Consider the following 23,318-nt stretch of genomic DNA (forward strand, 5'->3'; position numbering starts at 1 on the left):
GTTAGCCTGCATAGAGCAATCCTTTAACATCAACTGTTTTTTCGAACACCTTCTTCTCGGTCATGAAGTCAAAGAATTTTTGAAATTGACCCACTTCTTCAGGCGTGAATTCGTCGTACATCCGATAATCCACCATGGGCACTTTTTCAACCAAATCCCCTTCGATCGCGGTATAACCAACCAGATATTGACGCACTTCATCCGGGTTCGTTTTGATGTCATTCACCGCGCGACGATAGGCTTCAATATAGGTCTTGGCTGTCTCAGGATATTGCTGAATAAATTGGGTACTGAGAACCGCCGCACCTCCAAACCAGGGAGCCTTGGGGTCGCCCAAAATATATTTGGAAACCACGCCATTTTCCAAGGTGCGTGTGATACCTTTTAGCTCGCCTACGGTACCTGTTGGCTCTAGAGTATAAGCCGCGTCAATTTGGCCTGCTTCGATAGCCGCAACGTGTTGACGAATTTCCAGTTGTTGCACCTGGGGGTTAGTAACACCAGCAGCGGTGAGGATAGCCTGGGCGATCGCTAAGTTCTGCGCTCCTGGACCCGTAGCAAACTTTTTGTCCTTCAAATCAGCGATGGATTGAATGGAACTATTCTTGGCAACAATTACCTGATCTAGCTTGTAATCGACGTTGCTAGGATTAGCTGCAATGATTTTGAAAAGGCCAGGCGAGGTGATTTCTGATAACCCTAATACGCCACTGGCTACCCCGTTACCGGTGCCTTGAAGTCTTCCCGCAATGAGAGCTTCTGCCACCTGGTTAGGAGAAGCAAATTTTGCCACTTCTACATTCAAAGCGGCGTCTTTAAAGTATCCTTTCTTTTCAGCTACGAATAACGGCAAACCTGATGCAACAGGCCAAAAACCGATGGTAATTTTTCCAGGATCTTCAGCTGTTGTAGTGTTGGCTCCGGATGTTTCAGCTTCGGGTTTAGTGCAACCGTGGGCAGCGATCGCCAACACGACTCCTGCGCCCAATTGAAGAAAATGCCGTCTGTGAATGATCATCGTTCTCTCCTTTACAAATAATCGAAATAAGACTAGGATTCATTCATGAAATGCATCAAACGATACAGATTTTTACTGGGTGTTTCGAATGACCGAATCTGTATGACTTTGATACTCCCCGCCTGAAATTTATGGATTAGCGTATCGATTCGGCGTGAACGTTTTAGGGATAATTTGGTGAAGAAATCGTGGAGAATGTCATGATTTCTTTATAGCGACAGCATTTTCGTTAGAGTAAGAATGGCCATGGGTATAGATAGCAGAAGTTAATGAATTCAATATTGTATTTGTGTTGTGGGTGGGGTGCTTCGCACCCCACCCACAACACAAATGTGTAAGTCCTGTTCAAGTCAAAGAAACCCGGTGTTTTTAAAAACACCGGGTTTCTGGCAGTCAGGAAATCAAGTTAAACAGGCTTTCAAAAGAGCGATTTTTTCTAATAGAAATCCAATGATTTCAATCGATAACCAACGCCATGGACCGTCTCAATCAAATCCTTCGGTGCTCCAGCCGCTTTAAGTTTGCTCCGCAGGTTCTTGATATAGGTTTTGATGGTGGATTCTTCCGGTAATTCCTGCCATGTCCAAATCTGCTCCAGCATGGCGGAAGGGCTGAGCACTCGCTTTCCATAACGGAGAAGGGCTTCCAAAAGAGCAAACTCCTTGGGGGTCAGGTGGATGGGCGATCGCCCATACATCACCTCATAGGTAGCCGGGTCCAGGGACAAATCGCCCCATCGTAGAATAGGTGCGATTCCTGATTGCCCCCGCCGTAACAAAGCGCGAATTTGAGCCAGTAATTCCTGCAAGTTAAACGGCTTCACCATATAAGCATCGGCCCCGGCATCCAGGCCCATCACCTTATCCAGGCTGGTGTCACGGGCAGTGAGCATGAGCGCAGGGGTAAAGTTACCGCGATCGCGCAACCGCTGGCATAACAAGATTCCATCCAGTTTTGGCAGGGTCACATCGAGCAGGAGCAAATCATATTGAAAGGCCTGCGTTTGCTCCCAGGCTGCTTCGCCATCCCGCACACAATCCACACTGTACCGTTGAGCAGTCAGGGCTTCCATCAACGATTCAGACAGTTGGTTATCGTCCTCGACCAACAGAATTCGCATCGTCGATCTTCCGTATGCTTCTACCGTGAGGTCATTGAATTGAGGTGATGTTTGAACGGGTGGTTTAAGCGTTTGCCAAGGCCAAAATTTAATCAGCTATGACATGCCGTTTTCCCTCAAGTTTTTCCATCCTGCTATAGAGAAAACAAGCAAATTGTTGTCTTTAATACATTTGTTTAATTGTGTCGATGCGTTCTCTATTTTTGAGGAGATCAAATAGAGCACCCGCCTCCGCCACTACGCTGTCATTGCTATTCTGAGGAAAGCGTTTTATGGGTGTGGGCGATCGCTATGGCAGAACGATTACAAAACTACATCAATGGCATTTGGTGTGACTCCAACGCGACGGAGACATTAGATGTCATTAACCCGGCCACCAATGAGATTCTGGCGCAAGTGCCCCTCTCCCCCGGAAGCGAAGTTGATGCCGCCGCCAACGCTGCTGCCGAGGCGTTCAAATCCTGGCGACGGGTGCCTCCTAACGATCGTGTGCAATACCTCTTCAAACTTAAAGGTTTAATGGAAGAGAACCTGGATGAGTTAGCCCGCACCATTACGTTGGAGTGCGGCAAAACCTTTGGGGAAGCGCGGGCTGAAATGCAGCGGGCGATTGAAAACGTGGAAGTTGCCTGTGGGGTTCCCATGCTGATGCAGGGGGATGTGCTGGAGGACATTGCGCGGGGCATTGACGAGATGATGATTCGTCAACCTGTGGGAGTGTGTGCCGCGATCGCCCCCTTCAACTTCCCCGGCATGATTCCCTTCTGGTTTTTGCCCTATGCGATCGCCTGTGGCAACACCTACGTCATTAAGCCCTCGGAAAAGGTTCCTTTGACCCTGCAAAAGGTGATGCAGCTCATCGAGAAGACAGGGCTTCCTGCTGGGGTCGTCAACCTGGTCAACGGTGCGAAGGAAGCGGTGGATGCGATTCTAGATCATCCAGCCATTCGGGCTATTAGCTTTGTTGGGTCGAGTCCCGTTGCCAAATATGTCTACAGTCGTGGTGCTGCTAATGGGAAGCGGATGCAGTGCCAGGGCGGCGCGAAAAACCCGATCATCATTCTGCCGGATGCGGATCTGGATATGACGACTCGTATCACGCTGGATAGTGCCTTTGGCTGTGCCGGACAGCGCTGCCTCGCTGCCTCGCTGATGGTGACGGTGGGTAAAGCGAAAGAGCCATTTACGGAGGCGATCGCCGAAGGGGCCAAATCCCGCGTGGTCGGTTTTGGGTTGGATGAAGGCGTACAAATGGGACCCGTCATCAATCATGCCAGTCGGGAGCGAATTGAGAGTCTGGTTGCTCAGGGCGTCGAGGAGGGCGCAAAGGTGCTGATCGACGGTCGCAGTCCTCAGGTAAGCGGCTATGAGCAGGGTAGCTTTGTACGGCCCACACTTTTACAAAACGTCAGGCCCGATAGCCTGATCGCTCAAACAGAGATCTTTGGTCCGGTACTGGGGATGTTGAACGTGGAGACGATTGAAGAGGCGATCGCCCTCGTCAATAGCGGCCACTGGGGTAACATGGCCTGTCTTTTCACGAGCAGTGGCGCAGCAGCCCGCAAGTTCCGCTACGAAGCCGAGGCTGGAAATATTGGTATCAATATTGGAGTAGCAGCCCCGATGGCCTTCTTTCCCTTCAGCGGCTGGAAAGATAGCTTCTTTGGAGACTTACATGGGCAAGGCCGCCATGCAGTTGAATTTTTCACGCAAACGAAGGTCGTAATCGAGCGCTGGTTCCAGGACTGGTCACGGCAGTTTTAACCCCCACGACAAAACCAGGGACTAAGAAACCCGATGTTTCTACAAACACCGGGTTTCTAACCTCTCAGAACCTCTTACAACTCCTAAGGCGTCTCAATACGCGTTCCTGTAGGGTCTATCTTTAAAACCTTGACTTCCGATTGGATAGATTGACTTGTCCAGGCCGCCTGCATCGCCTGGGCAATCTTTTCTCCATGGGAGGGGTGAGCGATCGCTAACAATGTAGGCCCAGCCCCGCTAATCACCAACTCATAAGCTCCAGCGGCGATCGCTCCCTCCCGCACTGCATCAAACCCATGCATCAACGATTTGCGGTAGGGCTGGTGAATTCGGTCTTTCAAAGCGCTACGGAGCCAGTCAGGATTACCTGTCTCCAACGCACGTACCAGCAAACCCAAGTGAGCCATGTTAAAAATGGCATCAGCCCGGCTGTATTCCTGGGGCAACACGCGGCGTGCTTCAGCGGTAGATACCTCAAAGTCGGGAACGCCCAACACAAATGCAATGTCGGGATGACAGGGTAACTCGCAAATCGTCCATTCGCCCTCACTTTCGGCAGCGAGACGGCAGCCTCCGAGGAGAGCGGGAACGATGTTGTCGGGATGGCCTTCGATGGCGATCGCCATTTCCATCACCTGCTCCTGGCTCAGGGGTGAGCCTGCCAGAGCGTTGGCTCCCACTAAGCCCCCAACGATAGCTGTGGCAGAGCTACCCAAACCACGGGAGAGAGGGACTTGAAGGTCAATGGATAAATGCAAGCCCGGTGCGGGTTGGCCGATGTGGTCGAAGAACTTGAGGAAGGATTTGTAGGCCAGGTTGGACTCGTCGCGTACGACGCGATCGGCTTCGGCTCCGGTTACGTCAATTTGTAAGCCAGATTCCGCTCGGGTGAACTGGAAACGGTTGTATAGGGTGAGTGCAGCACCTAAACAATCGAAACCCGGCCCTACGTTTGAGGTGGTTCCCGGTACGGTTACAACAACGGAATCAGGCATTGTCATCAATCCAATTCAATACAAAAGACGGGTTTTCCCGGGGCGTTTTTGTAAGGCTGATTTTTTGCGGGTGTAGCGCATGTAAATCAACGGTTGCCGGGAATTTTCAAACATCCCTTAATGTACTGGACTTTAGACGCGTTTTGTTTGCTGCATTGGTAAAGACCCTGCTTGGAGGTGCGCCGCCCTCCAAATCTCCCGACTGGGGGACGGGCGTCCCTCCCCCAGACCCCCTAGACAAGGAGGTTTTGCAGGGGTGGTGTCAGGCCGCTTCGCACCTGTGGGGTTTGGATCAGGTGTGGGTGATGTCGTTGCATGGACCGCTCTATCGGTGTTTTAGGCGGCTAGGAGGGGGCGATCGCACTCCACTCGGTATAGGTTCATTTTCAGGTTTCGGATGGTTTGGCGGCCGTCTTGGGTTGCTTCTAAGTAGAGCAAGGCGTCTTGAATGAGGGGGCGCACAATGTTGCGGTAGAAGGAGGGATAGGCTGCTCGCATATCGCTCGGGTGGCGGTAGCCGAGGCGCTCGGTCATGCCGATTTCCTGGAACTCGTAGAAGAGGGTTGGCAGTTTTTGTAAATAACGGGGGTCGCTCAACTGGCCAATCAAATCGGCAGCACGGGTTAAGCCAGGATAGTGATGGGTATCTTGATAGAGGGCAACCGCTGGAACTGGGAAGCGGGTGAATTCGATGTGGTCTTTGATGCGATCGCCCTCGACTGACGGATGGCTTGTCAAATGCTCATCAACAAATTGCTGGCTGCGATCGACATGATAAGGAGCGAGGCTGGCATCTGTCGCGCCAATGGGCAACGCAATAAATTTGCAATCTTTACCCGTAACAAAGAGCCGTTCACGACGGCGATCGAGGCGGCAAACCCCTTTGACATAGCCAATGTCATGGCATAGCAAACCCACGATGAAATGCAACCAATCTTCGGGGGTTACGTTGCCTTCGAGTCGCTGTTTACCGCGCAAAATGTCTTGCCCAACGAGGGTGACAAGAATGGTGTGTTCGATGTCGTGGTAGGGCGCATCGCTAAATGCCAGGGTCGATAATGTTAGGGTCGCGACCTTTTGAAGCACATCTATGTGCTGGCTACAAAGGTTACGGGAATGGGAGCTGCCATAGACGTGGTAATAGCCTTCAATCAAGCGATCGATGCAGTTTTGTATCATCACGGCGGTGATATCAAACATTACCTACTCCTCTGAGAATGCCTGTTCTGAACCGCCTCCACTATCTCCAAAAATTCATATAGACAACACCAAAAAAAGTCATAATTTTTGCGGTTGCCCTTGTAATTTAGTATTTGGGCAGGAAATTGCGACTCAAGCATTTTCTGTAACGTAATTAGCAACAAAATCCTGCACCGCCGTGCAACGAGCGGGGCAGGATTATAAGAGCGTCTTTGAAAAGTTAGTTTTGCATGCGCTAAGCATACGCAAAATCAAGCCATTTCGGGGCTTTTCAAACATTCTCCTAGCTTGATAAATTTCCGTATCTCAGGGTGTCTGCGTCGTAAAAATAACCCATAAAACCTCATGAATTCTCAGCCCGGCTATCAGCGAGAATCCTTGGGAAATCATGGTATTGCGCCTTTGGGATTAGTGCTATGACCTGTAGGAACACGGAGATCAACCGTATTTCCTGTGATCTGGATCTCAAGTTGTGACATCCATCCGGCCTACAATTAGGTCACTTTCAGTACAACAACGGATTCTGCCCCCAATCCAGAAAATCAGCAATTGATCACCCAGTCCTCGGTTACGGTCATTGGCCCTAGCCCTATTTCACCTGCGAATGTTCCTGAAAATGTATGGATGTCAACGTTGCTTTAGAGTTTACTGAAAACCTAATTTTTAACCAGACCGGCAAACATTTGAGTGATCTGGAACGAGATATTTTCATTGGTTCCTGGCAACAGAAAACCTATGAGGAAATCTACCCCAGTAATCCTGAATATGTCGAGAAATACGTGGGTTACAAATTCTGGCAAAAATTATCTGCGGCTCTCGGAGAGAAGGTGACTAAAAAGATGTTCCGGGGGGCGTTAGAGCGCGCTTTCAGTCAAACCTCATCTGTTACTGAAGGTAGTCCAGCCATTCCAATTCCTTCAGAACAGCGAGTTTTCATCAGCTATCAGCATCAAAAGCCCGATATTCAGTTGGCTCAAGCCTTAAAAGAGGCGATCGCCGCCGAAGGCTACTCCGTCTTCCTCAACCCTGATCCACCCGCGGATTCAGCTAAAGACTGGCTCACCCGTCTCAATACCCATCTGTCCCGCTGCCACTATTTTCTGGTGTTACTCTCACCTCAAGCTGTTTTCAGCGAAATGGTTCTCGAAGAACTGCGGCGGGTCAAAGAGTTGCAGGAACTCCAGGGCAACCAAATCCCCACTGTTCTCGCCATTCAGATCAACTGCCCTCCCAACATGCCTCTCAATGTCGAACTACAAAACTACCTGAGCACCGCCCATCAATGGTCCTGGCGTTCCCCCCAAGACACCCACTTCATCATCAAAGACATTCTCACAACCTTGGGCAGCGATTCAACCAACAGTTCACACCTGCTCCCCGCTCCCTCTTGCTCCCCTCCCCCACCGCTCCCCTACTCCCCGGCCCCCTTACCCCCCTACCCTGTCGCTGACCCCGAAGTTCCCCAAGGGCAGGTACGGTTAGACTCGCCGTTTTATGTGGAGCGATCGCCCTACGAAGCCCAGTGCTACCGCGAAATCATGGAGCCTGGCACACTGATTCGGATTAAAGCCCCCCGGCAGATGGGCAAGACCTCTCTCATGTCGCGTATTTTGGAGCGATCGCGAGAGCGAGGGTTGCTCACCGTTCCCCTCAGTTTTCAGCACGCCGATAAAGCCGTCTTTGAGAACCTCAATCACCTGCTGCAATGGTTTTGTGGCCGAATCGCGCGGCGTTTGCACCTGCCCTATAGCGTCGAGCATGTCTGGTCAGACACCTACGGCAGCAAAGACAACTGCACCGCTTACTTTGAGGATTGTTTGCTGTCCGAAATCGAAACCCCGCTAGTGCTGGCGCTCGATGAAGTGGATCGAGTATTTCAATATCCCAAGATTGCTGACGACTTCTTTGGGCTATTGCGGGCCTGGTATGAGGAAGCGGGCTACGGCAGCAGTGATAGCCAGCTCTGGGAAAAGTTACGGCTAATAGTAGTGCATTCCACAGAAGTCTACATTCCGTTAGACGTGAACCAATCGCCCTTTAATGTAGGGTTGCCGATTGAGTTATCAGAATTTAGCGCAGCTCAGGTGCACGACTTGAGTTTGCGGCATGGACTGAATTGGTCGTCTCGGGAGGTTGAGCAGCTGATGCAGATGGTGGGAGGGCATCCCTATCTCGTGCGGGTGGCCCTCTACCACATTGCCCAGCAACAACTCACCCTGGACAAACTGCTCGAAACGGCTCCTACAGAAGCGGGCGTCTATGGCGATCACCTGCGACGGCATTTGTGGAACTTACAGAATCATCCAGACTTAGCAACAGCCTTTCAACGGGTGGTGACGACGGATGAGCCTGTAGAGTTAGCATCCATGCTGGCATTCAAATTACATAGCCTGGGCTTGGTGGAATTAATGGGCAATGAAGTAATCTCCCGTTTTCAGTTATATCAGCGATATTTTCGCGATCGCATCCTCAATTAATTCCTGTTCGCTTCCTCGTCACTTTTAACATCCTATGTATTACACCTATAAGGTTGGTGGGCATTTACCGGTCAATGCACCCAGCTATGTGGTTCGACAGGCTGACCATGACCTCTATGAGGGCCTAAAATCCGGGGAATTTTGCTATGTCTTAAATTCCCGGCAAATGGGCAAAAGCAGCCTGCGGGTACGGGCGATGCATCAGTTGCAAGCCGAGGGAATTGTGGGAGTGGCGCTCGATTTAACCCGCATTGGCAGCCAGGATATTACGGCTGAGCAGTGGTATGCCGGACTGATGCGCGGCCTGGTCAGAGCTTTGCGCTTGCCATTGGACTTGAAAAGCTGGTTGCACGAACGGGAATTTTTGCCCCCCTTACAGCAGCTAAGCGAGTTTATTGAGGAGGTTTTGCTGGAATGTGTATCCGGCAAAATCGTTATCTTTATCGACGAAATTGACAGCATGCTCAGCCTCAATTTTCGAACGGATGACTTTTTTTCGTTTATTCGCAGTTGTAGTGAGTACGATCGCCTCACCTTCGCTCTCTTAGGCGTTGCCAGCCCCTCCGATTTAATTCAAGACAAGCACCACATCCCCTTCAATATTGGCCGAGCGATCGAACTCCACGGGTTCCAACTCTCCGAAGCAGAACCCCTAACTTGGGGCCTGGAACCCAAGTCAAGTAACCCCCACGCGGTACTCGAAGCTATTTTGGATTGGACTGCGGGGCAACCTTTTCTAACACAACGACTGTGTCAACTAATTGCATCCTCTGAGGAATTTATTCCAGCCGGGAAAGAAGCTGATTGGGTGCAGCAACTGGTGCAAAGCCGACTGATCGACAACTGGGAAGCGAAGGATGAACCGCCCCACTTAAAGAGCATTCGCGATCGCCTCCTCCGCATTAGCCAACGCCATCGTGGCCTTCTCGACACCTATCAGCAAATCCTCAACCGGGGCGAGATCGAAGCCTCTGACACATCTGAGCAGATGGATTTGCGGCTGTCGGGCCTGGTGGTAAAACACGGTGGCAAACTGGAAATTTCAAACCGGATTTATGCCGCAGTTTTTAATCAAGCCTGGGTTCATAAAGCGCTGATTGATCTGAAAGCTGACTTTATGGAAGTGGTCGCTGACCAGGAGAAGAAACTGCTTTCTATGCTGAATGTCATGGAAGGGAAGGATTTTGCCGAAGTCCTCCACCAAATTCTCGGCTCCATTACCCTCCGTTTAGGAGAACTGCTGAGCGTCGATCGCACCACTATCTTCTTCATTGATGAGGAGAAGAATGATATCTGGTCAATCATCGCCTGGTATGAACGGAGTGATGAACCCGAAATTCAGGTCATTGCCAACAAAGGAAACGAAGGACAGGTTACGTATTTTCGCAACATGGTCAAGGGTTCCTTCCAGTTCGACAGTGAGTGGGGCGATCGCAAGGAAGCCCAGGTAGCAGACGGGAGCTATCAGGTACACAGCAATTTTTTGTTTCCGTTGTCGAGCGATCGCAAAAATCTCTTCGCTGTCTTGCAGTTGGTGAATAAATTAAAGCGCTTCACCTATCCCGAAGCGCCTCTAAGGGAACGGGTTAACCCTCAAGGGTTCACCAAAGCCGACGAAAAGCAACTGGAGGAATATGCCCCGGCCATTCTCAATATTCTGGCCCGCTGCCAGGAGTGTTACAAGCTCACCCAACGCTTGCAAGCATCCGAAGCCCTAACCGAAGCCACCCGCTCTATCTCCCAGAGCAGCCTCGATTCCGATGAGATTATTCGCCGGGTTATGGAGGCGGCCAAAAAGCTGATGAACGCCGATCGCACCACCCTCTGGCTTCTGGATCCATCCAATAACGAGTTGTGGACAAAAATTTTGTTTGAGGATGGCACAGAAAGAGAAGTCCGCATTGGTGTGGGGCAGGGTTTTGCGGGGATGGTGGCCAAAACAAAAGAGCCGCTAAACATTCCCTTTGATCTCTACGATCACCCCGATTCCGAAACCTCAAAACTCACCGATCAAAAGACGGGCTATCGCACCTGTAGTTTGCTCTGTATGCCTGTCTGGAGCCCCGATGGCGACCTGTTAGGCGTCACCCAACTCGTCAACAAACGCAAGCATGGCGATTATCCCGACTATGACCCCGCCGATTGGCCCGAAGCCCCAGAGTGCTTTAATGCCAGCTTTGACACCAACAGCCAGAAGTACATGCAAATCTTCAACGCCCAGGTCGGCGTCGCCCTGCAAAATGCCAAGAAATTTGCCGAAATTAGAGAACAGAGCCAAAACCAGCCCCACAACATCGTGACGCAAACCCTCACTCTGTTAAATCAGGTGATGGATAACCAGGGCTTCGATGACATCCTCGACACTACATTGCGATCGATCACGCTGAAAATTGGCCGCTCCCTCCGAGCCGATCGCACCACTATCTTTCTCCTGGATGAGGAGCGGCAGGAGTTTTGGTCAATTGTAGCGGAGTCGGATGGGAGCGATCGCTCCCTGGAAATTCGCGTTCCTGCCCAGAAAGGCATCGTTGGTGAAGTTGCCCGCTCCCAACAAGTGATCAACATCGGCTACGACTTCTACGACGACCCCCGCTCCGCCACCGCCAAAGAGCAGGACAAGCGCAATCGCTACCGCACCTACACCATGCTCGCCATCCCCATGTTCAACGAGCAGGGCGACCTCATCGCAGTTATTCAACTGCTCAACAAACTCAAATTCACCCCCGATCCCACCGCTTCCTTAGAAAACAAAATCGATCGCCAAGGCTTCAGTCAGGCCGACGAAGACCAATTCTTCGCCAACGCCCCCATGATCCGCATGATCCTGGAAAGCTTCTTCTCCTACCACAAAACCGCCCGAGGCCGACGTGTCGCCGCCACCCTCATGGCCGCCACCCGCTCCGTCAGCCAGGGCAGCTTAGAACCCGAAGATATTGTGCAACGCGTTATGGACGCTGCAAAAGAGCTGATGAATGCCGATCGCAGCACGCTTTGGGTACGCGATCGCGACGCCCATGAACTCTGGACAAAAATCCCCTTCGGAGACGGCACCCTTCATGAAATTCGTATCCGCGTTGGAGAAGGCTACGCCGGAAAGGTTGCCGAAACCGGCAAACCTATCAACATCCCCTTTGACCTCTACGACGACCCTAATTCCGCCAAATCACAAGAAACTGATCACCGCACCGGTTACCGCACCTGCAGCCTTCTCTGCATGCCCGTCCTCAACCCTGACGGCGAACTCATCGGCGTCACCCAACTGATCAATAAACGTCGCCCCGGCGAATTTGATGAAACTCCCCTAAGCTATAGCCAACCCGTACCCGACTGCTATCAAATCAGCTTCACCCAAAGCGACCAGAAGTACATGGAAATCTTCAACAACCAGGCCGGAGTCATCCTGCAAAACGCAGAACTCCTAGCCGCCGTCAAACGCCAGGAAGAAGCCCTACGCTATAACCGCAACACTTCCTCCATATAACCGACCTCCGCTCCCATTAGGCTCCTGTGTATACCCAAGCTACCGGTTCTAGCGATCGCCCTCAAACCCACACCCCCAGCCCTTTCCCAAGAGAGGAGAGATCGAGCACATCACTATAACCCCACCCAAACCTGATTCAAACCCCACAGATGCGAAGCGGCCCAACACCACCCCTGCAAAACCTCCTTGTCTAGGGGGTCTGGGGGAGGGACGCCCGTCCCCCAGTCGGGAGGTTTGGAGGGCGACGCGCCTCCAAGCAGGGTTTTCGCTATTCATCACAATCTTCAAACACCAACACCCTCAAGCTTCCGCATCAAAGGTACTCCAAAGCCCAAGGAAAGAGGCGCATTACGCTCCTTTCCTTAGGCTTTAGAGCGTTTTGGTCGTGCAAACCACGCCCAAAACGCTCGTTTGCGATCGCCTAAGACTCACCCGCCTCAATTCGGCTCTTCGCTTCCTTCTCAAACCAAGCCAACACCTGCTGAATCGTCAACGACTCAATATCCGTATTAAACTCCTGCGCCATCAACCGCAAAGGCCGCAACGACGCCATCACCAATTGCAAAAAGAACCCCTTGAAATTGCTATCAAACCCCTTCTCCGGGTCTAAATTAGGATCTCGGCTAATCCAAGCCCCAATCTGCTGAGCATTGAGATCCGCGATCGCCATCCCCTCCTCCTGCGCCACCTGCTTTAGGGACCGCAACGCATACACCGCCACCCGAGCCGAAAAGCGATCGCGCGACGGCAACAACGACTGGTCAATCTCCAAACACTCCTCAGTCGTCAAAAACTCTGGAGCCGCTGGTTGAGCATCCATACTTCGTTCCCCACAAAATAACGTTCCAGACGAGATCAGTGTAGCGCTTCAGATTAAACCCATAATTCTGTGGGAGGGAGGTAGATATAATCCACCTCCCTCCCACAGAATTTTTTCTATTTTTCTTGAATCAAATATCCACAACGATGCTCACCATTTGCCAACCAGTGAGTCCGCTCAACCTTACACCCCTGCAGCGCAATCTGAAACATCTCCAGCTCATGACCGCAAACGCTGGGAAACGACTCCGCAATTTGGGAAATTGCGCAGTTGTATTCCGTCACGATAAAAGCTGGAGCTGGCAGATTCTCTAGATTCTCTGGCTCAACTCGATGCCACTCCGCCATATACCCCTCAGCTCGCCGCAGATCTACCAGCTTCGCTACCCGCTCCTGTAAAGAGCCTGTACCCACGAGTTGCTGATATTCCTGAGCCTTACGCTCCCACTGCTTACGGAGGATATCCTTCATCTGGTCCTTACCGACCGTCTCGGCAAGAGTATCCAGTAAAGACAGAGCAAAGTTGTCGTATTGGTCAGGGAGGCGATCGCGCCCCTTCTTACTCAGCTGATACACATAGTTGGGCCGCCCCATGCCAACCTGAACCGCATGGTGCTCCACCAACTCCTCCTCGGTCAGGTCTTTCAGATGACGACGTACGGCTTGAGGGCTAATGTCAAAATGCTCAGCAAGCTCTTGAGAACTGGCCTGGCCCTGCTTGGCCAAGTAGTGAAGAATGTCTTGCTTTGTGGAAGGGTGTTGCGTCGCTGTCATCGTCTTACCAGAGACCTGTCCAGGAAAGGCGGCAAAAACAATCAGCCAAAAAAATACTTTGACAACTGTTTTGTTGCTAAATTAGCCTACAATTGAGTTAAGCAACGAGCAAGTTGTTTTAATTATAGAAGTTATTGACGGTTCTGTCGCCCGATCCCCAATGAGCACCGAAACGAACACCACCCAAGCTACCGATAAAAGCCTCGAAGCTATGCGGCATTTCTCTGAGCAGTATGCCAAGCGGACAGGCACCTTCTTCTGCGTCGATCCGGGCGTTACCGCCGTTGTGATCGAAGGGCTGGCCAAGCATAAGGATGAATTGGGCGCACCCCTCTGCCCCTGTCGCCACTACGAAGACAAAGAGGCCGAGGCCGCCGCTGCTTACTGGAACTGCCCCTGCGTTCCTATGCGTGAGCGCAAAGAGTGCCACTGCATGCTGTTCCTCACCGAGGACAACGACTTCGCGGGCGACAAGCAAGAAATCACCTTCGACGAAATTCGCACCATTACCGCCCAGTACTAGGGTCTGTCTTACAAGTTATTTTGCGTGAAGCGCGAAAATAACACTTTCAGCGAGAGACATTTTCTAGGTCGCATCTGGGGTAGCCCGACGGAACTGGAACACTTTTCCATCCATTACGTGCCTAATCTGTTGAGAGAGAATCCATGACGGCATCAGTCAAAACCCTCGTCAATCAACCCTACAAGTACGGCTTCGTTACTGACATCGAGTCCGATGTCATTCCTGCTGGCCTCAGTGAGGATGTCATTCGGCTGATTTCGGCCAAGAAAAACGAACCCGAATTTATGCTGGAGTTCCGGCTTAAAGCCTACCGCCAATGGTTGAAGATGGCCGAGCCAAACTGGGCAGAAGTGGGCTACCCAAAAATCGACTACCAGAAAATCATCTACTACTCCGCTCCTAAGAAGAAGGAGAAGCTGAACAGCCTGGAGGAAGTCGACCCCACCCTGCTCGAAACCTTTGAGAAGCTGGGCATTCCCCTCTCCGAGCAAAAGCGGCTATCCAACGTGGCCGTAGACGCTATCTTTGACAGCGTCTCCGTCGCCACCACCTTCCGCGAAAAGCTGGCGGAGCAAGGCGTTATTTTCTGCTCCATCTCCGAGGCGTTGCAGGAGTATCCTGACCTGGTTCAGAAGTACCTGGGCAGCGTCGTACCTGTAGCCGACAACTACTTCGCAGCCCTCAACTCAGCGGTGTTTACAGACGGTTCCTTCGTCTACATTCCCAAAAACACCAAGTGCCCAATGGACCTGTCCACCTACTTCCGCATCAACAACGGCGAGTCGGGACAGTTTGAGCGCACGCTGATTGTGGCCGAAGAAGGCAGCTCCGTCACCTACCTGGAAGGCTGCACCGCCCCTATGTTCGACACCAATCAGCTCCATGCCGCTGTAGTGGAACTGGTCGCCCTCGACAACGCCGAAATCAAATACTCCACCGTTCAGAACTGGTACGCCGGAGACGAGAACGGCAAAGGCGGTATCTACAACTTCGTCACCAAGCGAGGTCTGTGCAAGGGGGTCAACTCCAAAATCTCCTGGACGCAGGTAGAGACGGGTTCCGCTATCACCTGGAAGTATCCCAGCTGTGTACTGGTAGGCGACAACTCCGTGGGTGAGTTCTACTCGGTAGCATTGACCAACAATATGCAGCAGGCCGACACGGGCACCAAGATGGTGCACATCGGCAAGAATACCCGCAGCACCATTATCTCCAAGGGGATCTCGGCTGGCCGTTCGAAGAATAGCTATCGCGGTCTGGTCAAAATCGGTCCTCAGGCCGACAATGCTCGCAACTACTCCCAGTGCGACTCCATGCTGATTGGGGATACCGCAGGAGCCAACACCTTCCCTTACATTCAGGTGCAGAACAGCAGCGGTCGGGTTGAGCACGAAGCATCAACTTCCAAGATCGGGGAAGACCAGTTGTTCTACTTCCAACAGCGCGGCATTGCTATGGAAGATGCGATCTCGATGATGATCAGCGGCTTCTGTAAGGACGTGTTCAGCCAGTTGCCGATGGAGTTTGCGGTAGAAGCCGATCGCCTCCTGGCGCTAAAGCTAGAAGGCAGCGTTGGGTAACTTCAGATGCAGACGCTCCTGGTTAGTCATGTGACGTTACGGGATCTGCGGCAGCTGTTTGGTTTACAGCCTGCCGCAGACCTAGATTCCTCCCCCAGGCAAGTGTCTGCACTCTCTGCTTTTCCCGACACCGGAAATTATTGTTGCCTGAATGTTGGCAAACTCACATCTCAATTGTCCTTGCTCCGATATGGTAATGACGAGCATTACAGTTATGTTCGTCAAGATCGTCAAAGATCGTACTCAACAGTATGCAATTTCCTGTGAATTTGCCACGTGAAATTTGGGGAATGAGCTATATCAAGTTCTTCAAATTCTTAAAAAAATTGCAGAAATACCTTAGGCTGTTCGCCGTTTCTGTTGATGAATTGATGTTACTCCAAGTATTTGCCAGAGGACTCTAACCGTGATTCGCGAGAACAGTGATGTAATTCTTTCCGTTAAGGATTTGACTGCGGAGGTGGATGGTAATTCCATTCTCAAAGGCGTCAATCTGGAAGTACGGGCTGGAGAAATCCACGCCATTATGGGCCTGAACGGCTCCGGTAAGAGCACGCTGTCAAAAGTACTGGCAGGGCATCCGGATTATGAAGTAACTGGGGGTTCTGTCAGCTATCTGGGCGAAGACCTGTTTGAGTTGGAAGCGGAAGAGCGATCGCGCCAGGGCATCTTCCTCGCCTTCCAGTACCCTCTAGAAATCCCCGGTGTCAGCAACCTTGACTTCTTGCGTGTCGCCTACAACGCTAAGCGCAAGCAAGCCGGAGAAGAAGAACTGGATGCCTTTGACTTTGACGAACTGGTACGCGAGAAGTTGGGCGTCGTGAAAATGGATCCCTCTTTCTTGAACCGTAGCGTTAACGAAGGTTTTTCTGGTGGTGAGAAGAAACGCAACGAGATTTTGCAAATGGCTCTGCTGGAGCCACGCTTGGCAATTCTGGACGAGACGGATTCTGGTCTGGACATTGACGCACTGAAAATCGTTGCTGAAGGCGTAAACACCTTATCCAACGAGAACAACGCTTTGTTGGTGATCACCCACTATCAGCGTTTGCTGAATTACATCGTGCCGGATTATGTGCATGTGATGGCCAACGGTCGCATTATCCGCACGGGCGGCAAGGAATTGGCGCTGGAGTTGGAAGAGCGCGGGTATGACTGGCTGACGGCGGATACCGCAGCAGCAGTTTAGGGCGATCGCACAACCACGGGAGACGCAGGTAGGAATCAGAGGGAAAGGAAGCCGTGATGACGATTCAAGTATCACCAGAAATCGATGGGGGACGCTTCAGATCAGCGGAGAAGCGGGAAGCCTATTTGGGCCGGTTGCTAGAGCTATCTCAAGCCAATCAACCCCTTGTGGAAGGCTTGGGTGAGTTGCGGGAACGTGCGGCTACCCTCGTCAAAGAGCGGGCTTTCCCCACTACCCGCGACGAAGAATGGCGGTTCACCGACCTTTCTTCCCTCCTGGAGATCACGCTAGGATCAATCAGTAGCATCCAGATTGATTCGCTAGACGACTACCACCTGTCCGACGCTGCAAATCGTCTAGTCTTTGTGAATGGGCAGTTTTTTCCCGCATTGTCTGCCATTTCTGAGCTTTCCCCTGGCGTTTTCGTTGGCAACCTGACCTCTGTTCCCGATGCCATTCAGGAGCGGATCTTTTCCCGCCTGGGCCAACAACCCGGCACTGAGGAAGTCTTCACCGCCCTGAACACCGCTGGACTGAGTGATGCAGCCGTGGTTTACGTTCCCAAAAATCAGGTGGTCGAGACTCCTATTCACCTGTTGTTTGTGACCATTGGGGAACAGCCGGTAATTGCCCAGCCTCGTGGTCTAGTCGTAGCCGAGCCAAACAGCGCCGTAACGCTGATTGAAGAGCACATCACCTTAGGAACCAGTGCTTCCTTGACCAACAGTGTTCTAGAAATTTACCTCGACGAGAATGCTCAGGTGAACCACACTCGGGTTCAGGGGCAGGCTACCACGGCCTATCACGTGGGCAAAACCGCTGTGTCTCAGGCTCGTACCTCTCGCTATGTAAATCAATCTATTGATTTTGGTAGCCTGCTTTCCCGGCACCACTTGGAGATCTATCAGACGGGAGAGCAGACCGAGACGATTCTGAATGGACTGACCTTCATTCGGGGTGAACAGGTGGGAGATACCCATAGTGCGATCGCCCTCACTCAACCCCACGCCCACACCCGCCAGCTCCACAAAACCATTGTGGATGACCGCGCCCATGCTATTTTCAATGGAAAGGTATTTGTGTCCCAGAAGGCGCAGATGACGGATGCGGGGCAGCTGAACCGAAACCTGCTGCTATCTTCGAAAGCCCGCGTCGATACGAAGCCACAGCTCGAAATCGTGGCCGACAACGTGAAGTGCACCCACGGCGCAACAGTGGGTCAGCTGGATTCCGATGAGGTGTTTTACCTGCAAAGTCGCGGTATTGATGCGGCCAGCGCCCGGAACCTGTTGATCTACGCCTTTGCTTACGAAATCCTCGATACGGTTCCATCGGAGTCGCTGAAGCAGCGATTGCTGCGGCAGTTGGCGCTCGGCTCTACCGCTCCTAAGGGAATCGCCCGCTAATCCCTCCACCCTCTCATCACCCATCCCTACCATGACACTCGCTCAAGCTCGTACCCTGGCATCTCTGGTTCGCCAAGACTTCCCGATTCTGCATCAGGAAATCCATGGCAAGCCGCTGGTTTACCTGGATAACGCTGCCACCTCACAAAAGCCCAAGGCAGTGCTGGATGCGGTGCGCTCTTACTATGAGTACGACAACGCCAACGTCCATCGGGGTGTTCATACTCTGAGTTCCCGCGCGACCGAAGCTTATGAGGGAGCCCGAGATAAAGTTGCCGCTTTCGTCAACGCCAACTATCGGGAAGAGATCATCTACACCCGCAATGCCAGCGAAGCCATTAACCTGGTGGCTTACTCTTGGGGCATGACGACACTGCAAGCCGGGGATGAAATCATCCTGACGGTTATGGAGCACCACAGCAACCTGATTCCCTGGCAGTTTGTGGCGCAGAAGACGGGAGCAGTGCTCAAGTTTGTCGAGTTGACCGACACCCAGGAGTTTGATCTGGAGCAGTACAAGTCGCTGCTATCGGACAAGACCAAGCTGGTATCGGTGGTGCATGTATCCAACACTCTGGGTTGTATCAACCCGGCGAAAGAAATTACGGCCCTGGCTCACGGGGTTGGCGCTAAGGTACTCATCGATGCCTGCCAGAGCCTTCCCCACATGCCCGTAGATGTGCAGGATATGGATTGCGATTGGCTGGTGGGCTCAGGTCACAAGATGTGTGCGACCACGGGCATTGGCTTCCTCTACGGCAAGCGAGATTTGCTGCGGGCTATGCCACCGTTCCTGGGTGGCGGTGAGATGATTGCGGACGTGTTCCTCGATCACTCTACCTATGCGGATCTGCCTCACAAATTTGAGGCGGGAACTCCAGCCATTGGAGAGGCGATCGCCCTCGGTGCAGCCGTTGATTACCTCACCAACATCGGCATAGACAAAATCCACGCTTACGAGCAGGAACTCACTCTGTACCTGTTTGAGCAACTGAACCAGCTTCCCGAAGTCACCATCTACGGTCCTCAACCCAATGAGGATGCCAGCAATCGGGCTGCTCTGGCCTCATTCACCACAGGTGCCGTGCATCCCCACGACCTTTCCACCATCCTCGATCAGGCGGGGATTGCGATTCGGGCAGGGCATCACTGCACCCAACCCCTGCACCGTTACATCAAGGCCCAATCCACCGCACGGGCCAGCCTCTACTTCTACAACACAAAGGAAGAGGTTGACGTGTTTATCAAGGCACTGAAAGAGGCGATCGAGTTCTTCGGCAGCATCTTTGGATAAGCTCTGAATATGGAGAAAAGCCCCCTATGTTCTCAAACACAGGGGGCTTTTCTTCTTGAGTAAGTAACAATCGCCTAACCTAAAACTCAATCCCTGGCTGAGCTTTCACGCCTTGCTCTCTGAAAGGATGCTTTACGAGCGTCATTTCGGTCACCAGATCCGCTTGCTCAATTAAAGCAGCAGGGGCTCCTCGTCCGGTCAGGATTACGTGGGTCATCTCGGGCTTCTCGGCCAAGCCTGCCAAAACGGCATCAACGCTGAGGTAGCCCATTTTCAGGGCAATGTTGATTTCATCCAGCAGGATTAGGCGGTAATCGGGGTTACGGATAAGAGCGATCGCCCGCTCCCACGCCTCCTCTGCCTTCTGAATATCCCGCTCCCGATCCTGAGTTTCCCAGGTGAAGCCTTCACCCATGGCGTAAAACTCCAGCTGGGCAGACTGTCCATCTCGGCTCTCCGTCCAGGGAGCCAGAACCGTCTTCTCCGCAGGTTCCCAGGCTCCTTTGATGAACTGCACGATCGCCACTCGATAACCATGACCGAGAGAGCGCAACACCATTCCCAGAGCAGCAGTGGTTTTGCCCTTGCCGTTGCCGGTGTTGACGACGATCAACCCCTTCTCCAGAGTGCGTTCTGCTAAACGCTGCTGCTGTACTTCCTTGCGGCGAGCCATCTTGCGCTTGTACTGCTCGTCGGTGAGGGCGATCGCCTCCTCATTCAACCGTACAGCTTCGTCATCAGCACCGGGAACAGATGCAGTCATAGCCTGAGTCTCCAATCATTGACTCCTACCAGAGTATCAAGAACTCTGGGAAGTTTTCCTCACGGGACACTCGCAACCTCTGAGGCTTGTTGAACGGTCTGGGTTATCGGACGCCGTTCTTGCAAAGCGCGATCAATCAGCTTCGATACCAACCAGGAAACCGATCGCTCCTCTGCTTCGGCCCATGCCTCCAGTTCTTCCTTCCACTCGGCAGGAACGTAGGCTACAACCCGCTCCAAATCTGTTTTTCCGCCCATGATGATGCTACTTTCACAGATTTCTTCACTGTGTCTAGCATACAAGTAATCACTGGGATGTGCCATGCTAGACCATGCTGTGCTAGCATGGCACAGCAACTCAACCCTGTAATGCAATGATTCAGTCAAATCCTGTCACTATCCAGGGCGATCGCCCATCTCCTGTCCCTTCCGGCTTAGTGCTGATGTCATCTCGTGAACTGGAGAAGATGCGGCAGGTGGGGAAACTGGCAGCGCAGTTACTCGACTACCTGGAACCTTTAGTGCAGCCTGGAGTTAGCACCCAAAGTTTGAATGATGAAGCTGAGCGTTGGATGAAGGATCACGGAGCTATCAGTGCAACCATAGGTTATGCACCTCCCGGACATCCACCGTTTCCAGGTGCCCTCTGTACTAGCGTGAATGAGGTCGTGTGCCACGGCATTCCCAACCCCAAGCAGATTTTGAAAGATGGAGACATTCTCAATATTGATGTGACGCCAATTCTGGATGGCTTTCACGGCGACACTTCCCGCATGTTTTGTGTGGGTACACCTTCGGCGATCGCCCAAAAACTTGTTTCTGTCACTCAAGAATGCCTGTATCGAGGCATTGCTGAAGTGAAACCGGGAGCTCGTATTGGAGACATCGGCGCAGCCATTCAGGAACACGCCGAAGCAGAAGGCTTTTCTGTCGTGCGGGAATTAGTGGGGCATGGCGTGGGGCGGCAGTTTCATACGGAACCGCAGATTCCTCACTACGGGAAACGGGGTACTGGGATGAAGCTGCGGCCCGGCATGGTGTTTACCATTGAGCCGATGTTGAATGAGGGCACTCGCAGTATCAAGGTTTTAAAGGATCAGTGGACAATTGTGACAGGCGATCGCAAACTCTCGGCTCAGTTTGAACACACGGTGGCTGTCACAAACGATGGTGTGGAGATTTTGACGCTGTAAGATTTGTGCTTACCAAATTCGCAAATTACGCTGAGCCATTCTAACGGCCCCTGAATATGATTAAGAGAAGGCGATCGCGCTGTGCCACCTAACCCGTTGATACAACGTTGACGCCGATTGTTAAAGTTGAACACTATAGTGTTTAGATAAGTTGATCCCGTATTGATTGCGGTCGCTCATGTCCAACCAACCCGATCCTACCTCCCAGACGAACTCCAAGAACGTGCCAGAATCGGTTGCTCGTTCGAATGGTCACCCTACGGACCCAACACCCCAGGGTGCCCCTGTGAATGTGCCAGTGGCTGCCACGCATGAGGAAAATCCGTGGGTCGAAGCGCTGAAAACCATTGGTATTAGCGTTGTTTTGGCCTTAGGGATTCGTACAGCGATCGCCGAGGCTCGTTACATCCCCTCGGAGTCGATGCTGCCGACACTGGAAGTCAACGATCGCCTGATCGTTGAAAAAATGTCGTATCACTTCACCAACCCTGACAGGGGCGACATCATCGTCTTCTCCCCAACCGACAAATTGCGGGAAGACAACCCCAGTCTTAAAGACGCTTTGATCAAGCGTGTGATTGGGCTTCCAGGCGATACGGTGCAGGTGTCCAACGGCACTGTCTATGTTAATAACGAACCCCTGGAAGAGAACTATATTCCCAAGGAATATGCCCCGACTTATGAATGGGGGCCTGAGACCGTTCCTGAAGGCTCTTACCTGGTTCTAGGCGACAATCGCAACAATAGCTACGACAGTCACTTCTGGGGCTACGTTCCCAAGAAGAATATTATTGGACGCGCGGTTCTACGCTTCTGGCCTCTTCCACGGGCAGGCACGATTGGCCCTACCCCTGTTTATGTCGAGCATCCTGGAGAAGCACCAGCAGAACCGGCCAATAATCCTGCTGCGGAACCGGCCAATTAGGTGAGATAGCGATCGCAATACGACTTTCACACAACAAGCGGCTGACGAGGTCAGCCGCTTTGTTTTAATGGCAAACTCAACCAACACAAATGCGTAAGTCCTGTTCATACTGAAAAGCCGCGCTTTGCGCGGCTTTTCAGTATGAAGTTTAAAGCCATAACCCAAGAAAAGGGGGACACCTCCCCGTGTGTCCCCCGGCCTGAGCGTTACGCTCCGTCTTCTGGAACCAACTCAAGCCTCAATGCTAGATATGGCAGACCATCTGGCTCATTTCATCTTCCAGGGCAGCAACAAGGGCTTGATCGCCCCGCGCTTGGGCCACTTCAATGCGATGTTGCAGACGCTTTTGAATATTTTCCAGGTGCATCTGCTCAACCTCACGCATCAGGGCGCAACGGGTTTTAAGGCTGGTGCGAGCATCGGGTGACACAGGTGCAGCAGGATAACGGCGAAAGGAGCCTAGGGCTTGCTCTCCCACTTCGTCGGTCTGATAGTGAACCCCACGATAGGTTAAATTGCGGGGAACTTGCGGTACCGGAATATGCCGGGGATAAGAAAATTGAAATGATTGCCAACGGTTTGACCCGGACATTTCAGACTCCTCGACAGTAGCGTCAACAGGCTCGTATTCATAACTTTGGCCCCGGTATTTCAGCCTCATGATCTTCAAAATCCCTGTATTAAGTGAATGGGCTATCGATCCTGGAAGCGGGAACACACCGGAACTTCTAAGGAGGCGATCCCTGAACTAGACAACCGGGCTCAACCAGTTAGCTAGGGAATGCTCATATCTATATT

At 52.2% G+C, this 23,318-nt stretch carries 19 protein-coding genes; 10 read left to right on the forward strand and 9 right to left on the reverse strand.

Going from position 1 to position 23,318, the window contains the following annotated elements; genetic code table 11:
• Position 1: 1 nt before the first annotated feature.
• Together NDI52_RS24170 and NDI52_RS24175 are read right to left on the reverse strand one after the other, a co-directional pair.
• Positions 2-1,018: an ABC transporter substrate-binding protein gene (locus NDI52_RS24170; protein WP_190775325.1), complete on the reverse strand. Its 1,017-nt coding sequence runs from the start codon at positions 1,016-1,018 to the stop codon at positions 2-4.
• A 436-nt stretch (positions 1,019-1,454) separates the two neighbouring features.
• Positions 1,455-2,138 (reverse strand): response regulator transcription factor, encoded by a 684-nt coding sequence (locus tag NDI52_RS24175; RefSeq protein ID WP_190775326.1) that lies wholly within the window; start codon positions 2,136-2,138, stop codon positions 1,455-1,457.
• 291 nt (positions 2,139-2,429) lie between these two features.
• Between NDI52_RS24175 and NDI52_RS24180 the strand changes: the two genes are divergently transcribed.
• Positions 2,430-3,902 carry a CoA-acylating methylmalonate-semialdehyde dehydrogenase gene (locus NDI52_RS24180; RefSeq protein ID WP_190775327.1) on the forward strand — a complete coding sequence of 491 codons (1,473 nt, stop codon included), beginning with the start codon at positions 2,430-2,432 and terminating at the stop codon, positions 3,900-3,902.
• An 83-nt stretch (positions 3,903-3,985) separates the two neighbouring features.
• On the opposite strand, the gene thrB is transcribed toward NDI52_RS24180, so the two are convergent.
• The gene (gene thrB, locus NDI52_RS24185; RefSeq protein ID WP_190775328.1) at positions 3,986-4,903 is read right to left on the reverse strand and encodes a homoserine kinase; all 918 of its coding nucleotides are present in this window, start codon (positions 4,901-4,903) and stop codon (positions 3,986-3,988) included.
• A gap of 330 nt (positions 4,904-5,233) precedes the next feature.
• Positions 5,234-6,097, reverse strand: a complete 864-nt coding sequence (locus NDI52_RS24190) for a metal-dependent phosphohydrolase (RefSeq protein WP_190775329.1) — start codon at positions 6,095-6,097, stop codon at positions 5,234-5,236.
• Between the two features lie 620 nt (positions 6,098-6,717).
• On the opposite strand from NDI52_RS24190, the gene NDI52_RS24195 reads away from it, so the two are divergent.
• On the forward strand, positions 6,718-8,574 hold the full coding sequence (locus NDI52_RS24195; RefSeq protein ID WP_190775330.1) for an AAA-like domain-containing protein: 1,857 nt from the start codon (positions 6,718-6,720) through the stop codon (positions 8,572-8,574).
• A gap of 34 nt (positions 8,575-8,608) precedes the next feature.
• Positions 8,609-12,055, forward strand: a complete 3,447-nt coding sequence (locus NDI52_RS24200) for a GAF domain-containing protein (RefSeq protein ID WP_190775331.1) — start codon at positions 8,609-8,611, stop codon at positions 12,053-12,055.
• Between the two features lie 421 nt (positions 12,056-12,476).
• Here the strand turns inward: NDI52_RS24200 and NDI52_RS24205 are convergent, their stop codons facing one another.
• Both NDI52_RS24205 and sufR read right to left on the reverse strand, forming a co-directional pair.
• Entirely contained in the window at positions 12,477-12,875 is a 399-nt protein-coding gene (locus tag NDI52_RS24205) for a hypothetical protein (RefSeq protein ID WP_190775332.1), read from the reverse strand.
• Between the two features lie 116 nt (positions 12,876-12,991).
• Entirely contained in the window at positions 12,992-13,648 is a 657-nt protein-coding gene (gene sufR / locus NDI52_RS24210; protein ID WP_190775333.1) for an iron-sulfur cluster biosynthesis transcriptional regulator SufR, read from the reverse strand.
• 160 nt (positions 13,649-13,808) lie between these two features.
• Here sufR and NDI52_RS24215 point away from each other — a divergent pair, with 160 nt between their 5' ends.
• From NDI52_RS24215 to NDI52_RS24235, 5 genes are all read left to right on the forward strand, one after another.
• Positions 13,809-14,171, forward strand: coding sequence for a ferredoxin-thioredoxin reductase catalytic domain-containing protein (locus NDI52_RS24215; protein ID WP_190775334.1), 363 nt, complete (start codon positions 13,809-13,811; stop codon positions 14,169-14,171).
• Positions 14,172-14,314: 143 nt separating this feature from the next.
• Positions 14,315-15,751 (forward strand): Fe-S cluster assembly protein SufB, encoded by a 1,437-nt coding sequence (sufB, locus tag NDI52_RS24220; protein WP_190775335.1) that lies wholly within the window; start codon positions 14,315-14,317, stop codon positions 15,749-15,751.
• Between the two features lie 406 nt (positions 15,752-16,157).
• The gene (sufC, locus tag NDI52_RS24225) at positions 16,158-16,940 is read left to right on the forward strand and encodes a Fe-S cluster assembly ATPase SufC (RefSeq protein WP_190775336.1); all 783 of its coding nucleotides are present in this window, start codon (positions 16,158-16,160) and stop codon (positions 16,938-16,940) included.
• 56 nt (positions 16,941-16,996) lie between these two features.
• Complete coding sequence (sufD, locus tag NDI52_RS24230; RefSeq protein WP_190775337.1) at positions 16,997-18,346, forward strand: Fe-S cluster assembly protein SufD; 1,350 nt, start codon at positions 16,997-16,999, stop codon at positions 18,344-18,346.
• A 31-nt stretch (positions 18,347-18,377) separates the two neighbouring features.
• Positions 18,378-19,640: a SufS family cysteine desulfurase gene (locus tag NDI52_RS24235; RefSeq protein ID WP_190775338.1), complete on the forward strand. Its 1,263-nt coding sequence runs from the start codon at positions 18,378-18,380 to the stop codon at positions 19,638-19,640.
• Between the two features lie 79 nt (positions 19,641-19,719).
• Here the strand turns inward: NDI52_RS24235 and cobO are convergent, their stop codons facing one another.
• On the reverse strand, positions 19,720-20,403 hold the full coding sequence (cobO, locus tag NDI52_RS24240) for a cob(I)yrinic acid a,c-diamide adenosyltransferase (protein ID WP_190775339.1): 684 nt from the start codon (positions 20,401-20,403) through the stop codon (positions 19,720-19,722).
• Positions 20,404-20,462: 59 nt separating this feature from the next.
• Positions 20,463-20,660 carry a CopG family transcriptional regulator gene (locus NDI52_RS24245; RefSeq protein WP_190775356.1) on the reverse strand — a complete coding sequence of 66 codons (198 nt, stop codon included), beginning with the start codon at positions 20,658-20,660 and terminating at the stop codon, positions 20,463-20,465.
• Between the two features lie 116 nt (positions 20,661-20,776).
• On the opposite strand from NDI52_RS24245, the gene map reads away from it, so the two are divergent.
• Both map and lepB read left to right on the forward strand, forming a co-directional pair.
• Complete coding sequence (gene map / locus NDI52_RS24250) at positions 20,777-21,595, forward strand: type I methionyl aminopeptidase (RefSeq protein WP_190775340.1); 819 nt, start codon at positions 20,777-20,779, stop codon at positions 21,593-21,595.
• Between the two features lie 178 nt (positions 21,596-21,773).
• On the forward strand, positions 21,774-22,520 hold the full coding sequence (gene lepB, locus NDI52_RS24255) for a signal peptidase I (RefSeq protein ID WP_190775341.1): 747 nt from the start codon (positions 21,774-21,776) through the stop codon (positions 22,518-22,520).
• 244 nt (positions 22,521-22,764) lie between these two features.
• Here the strand turns inward: lepB and NDI52_RS24260 are convergent, their stop codons facing one another.
• Positions 22,765-23,181, reverse strand: a complete 417-nt coding sequence (locus tag NDI52_RS24260) for a DUF4278 domain-containing protein (protein WP_190775342.1) — start codon at positions 23,179-23,181, stop codon at positions 22,765-22,767.
• Between the last annotated feature and the right edge of the window lie 137 nt (positions 23,182-23,318).

It is taken from the genome of Leptolyngbya sp. PL-A3 (assembly GCF_039962325.1).
Classification (GTDB): Bacteria; Cyanobacteriota; Cyanobacteriia; order Elainellales; family Elainellaceae; genus Vacuolonema.

Bases quoted from the DNA above. Each gene is read 5' to 3' on its own strand.
- map (WP_190775340.1), top strand. From the start codon at position 20,777: ATGATTCAGTCAAATCCTGTCACTATCCAGGGCGATCGCCCATCTCCT.
- thrB (WP_190775328.1), bottom strand. From the start codon at position 4,903: ATGACAATGCCTGATTCCGTTGTTGTAACCGTACCGGGAACCACCTCA.
- NDI52_RS24235 (WP_190775338.1), top strand. From the start codon at position 18,378: ATGACACTCGCTCAAGCTCGTACCCTGGCATCTCTGGTTCGCCAAGAC.
- NDI52_RS24170 (WP_190775325.1), bottom strand. From the start codon at position 1,018: ATGATCATTCACAGACGGCATTTTCTTCAATTGGGCGCAGGAGTCGTG.
- NDI52_RS24215 (WP_190775334.1), top strand. From the start codon at position 13,809: ATGAGCACCGAAACGAACACCACCCAAGCTACCGATAAAAGCCTCGAA.
- NDI52_RS24205 (WP_190775332.1), bottom strand. From the start codon at position 12,875: ATGGATGCTCAACCAGCGGCTCCAGAGTTTTTGACGACTGAGGAGTGT.
- NDI52_RS24200 (WP_190775331.1), top strand. From the start codon at position 8,609: ATGTATTACACCTATAAGGTTGGTGGGCATTTACCGGTCAATGCACCC.
- sufB (WP_190775335.1), top strand. From the start codon at position 14,315: ATGACGGCATCAGTCAAAACCCTCGTCAATCAACCCTACAAGTACGGC.
- NDI52_RS24175 (WP_190775326.1), bottom strand. From the start codon at position 2,138: ATGCGAATTCTGTTGGTCGAGGACGATAACCAACTGTCTGAATCGTTG.
- cobO (WP_190775339.1), bottom strand. From the start codon at position 20,403: ATGACTGCATCTGTTCCCGGTGCTGATGACGAAGCTGTACGGTTGAAT.
- NDI52_RS24195 (WP_190775330.1), top strand. From the start codon at position 6,718: ATGGATGTCAACGTTGCTTTAGAGTTTACTGAAAACCTAATTTTTAAC.
- NDI52_RS24190 (WP_190775329.1), bottom strand. From the start codon at position 6,097: ATGTTTGATATCACCGCCGTGATGATACAAAACTGCATCGATCGCTTG.
- NDI52_RS24245 (WP_190775356.1), bottom strand. From the start codon at position 20,660: ATGGGCGGAAAAACAGATTTGGAGCGGGTTGTAGCCTACGTTCCTGCC.
- NDI52_RS24260 (WP_190775342.1), bottom strand. From the start codon at position 23,181: ATGAGGCTGAAATACCGGGGCCAAAGTTATGAATACGAGCCTGTTGAC.
- NDI52_RS24180 (WP_190775327.1), top strand. From the start codon at position 2,430: ATGGCAGAACGATTACAAAACTACATCAATGGCATTTGGTGTGACTCC.
- lepB (WP_190775341.1), top strand. From the start codon at position 21,774: ATGTCCAACCAACCCGATCCTACCTCCCAGACGAACTCCAAGAACGTG.
- sufD (WP_190775337.1), top strand. From the start codon at position 16,997: ATGACGATTCAAGTATCACCAGAAATCGATGGGGGACGCTTCAGATCA.
- sufR (WP_190775333.1), bottom strand. From the start codon at position 13,648: ATGACAGCGACGCAACACCCTTCCACAAAGCAAGACATTCTTCACTAC.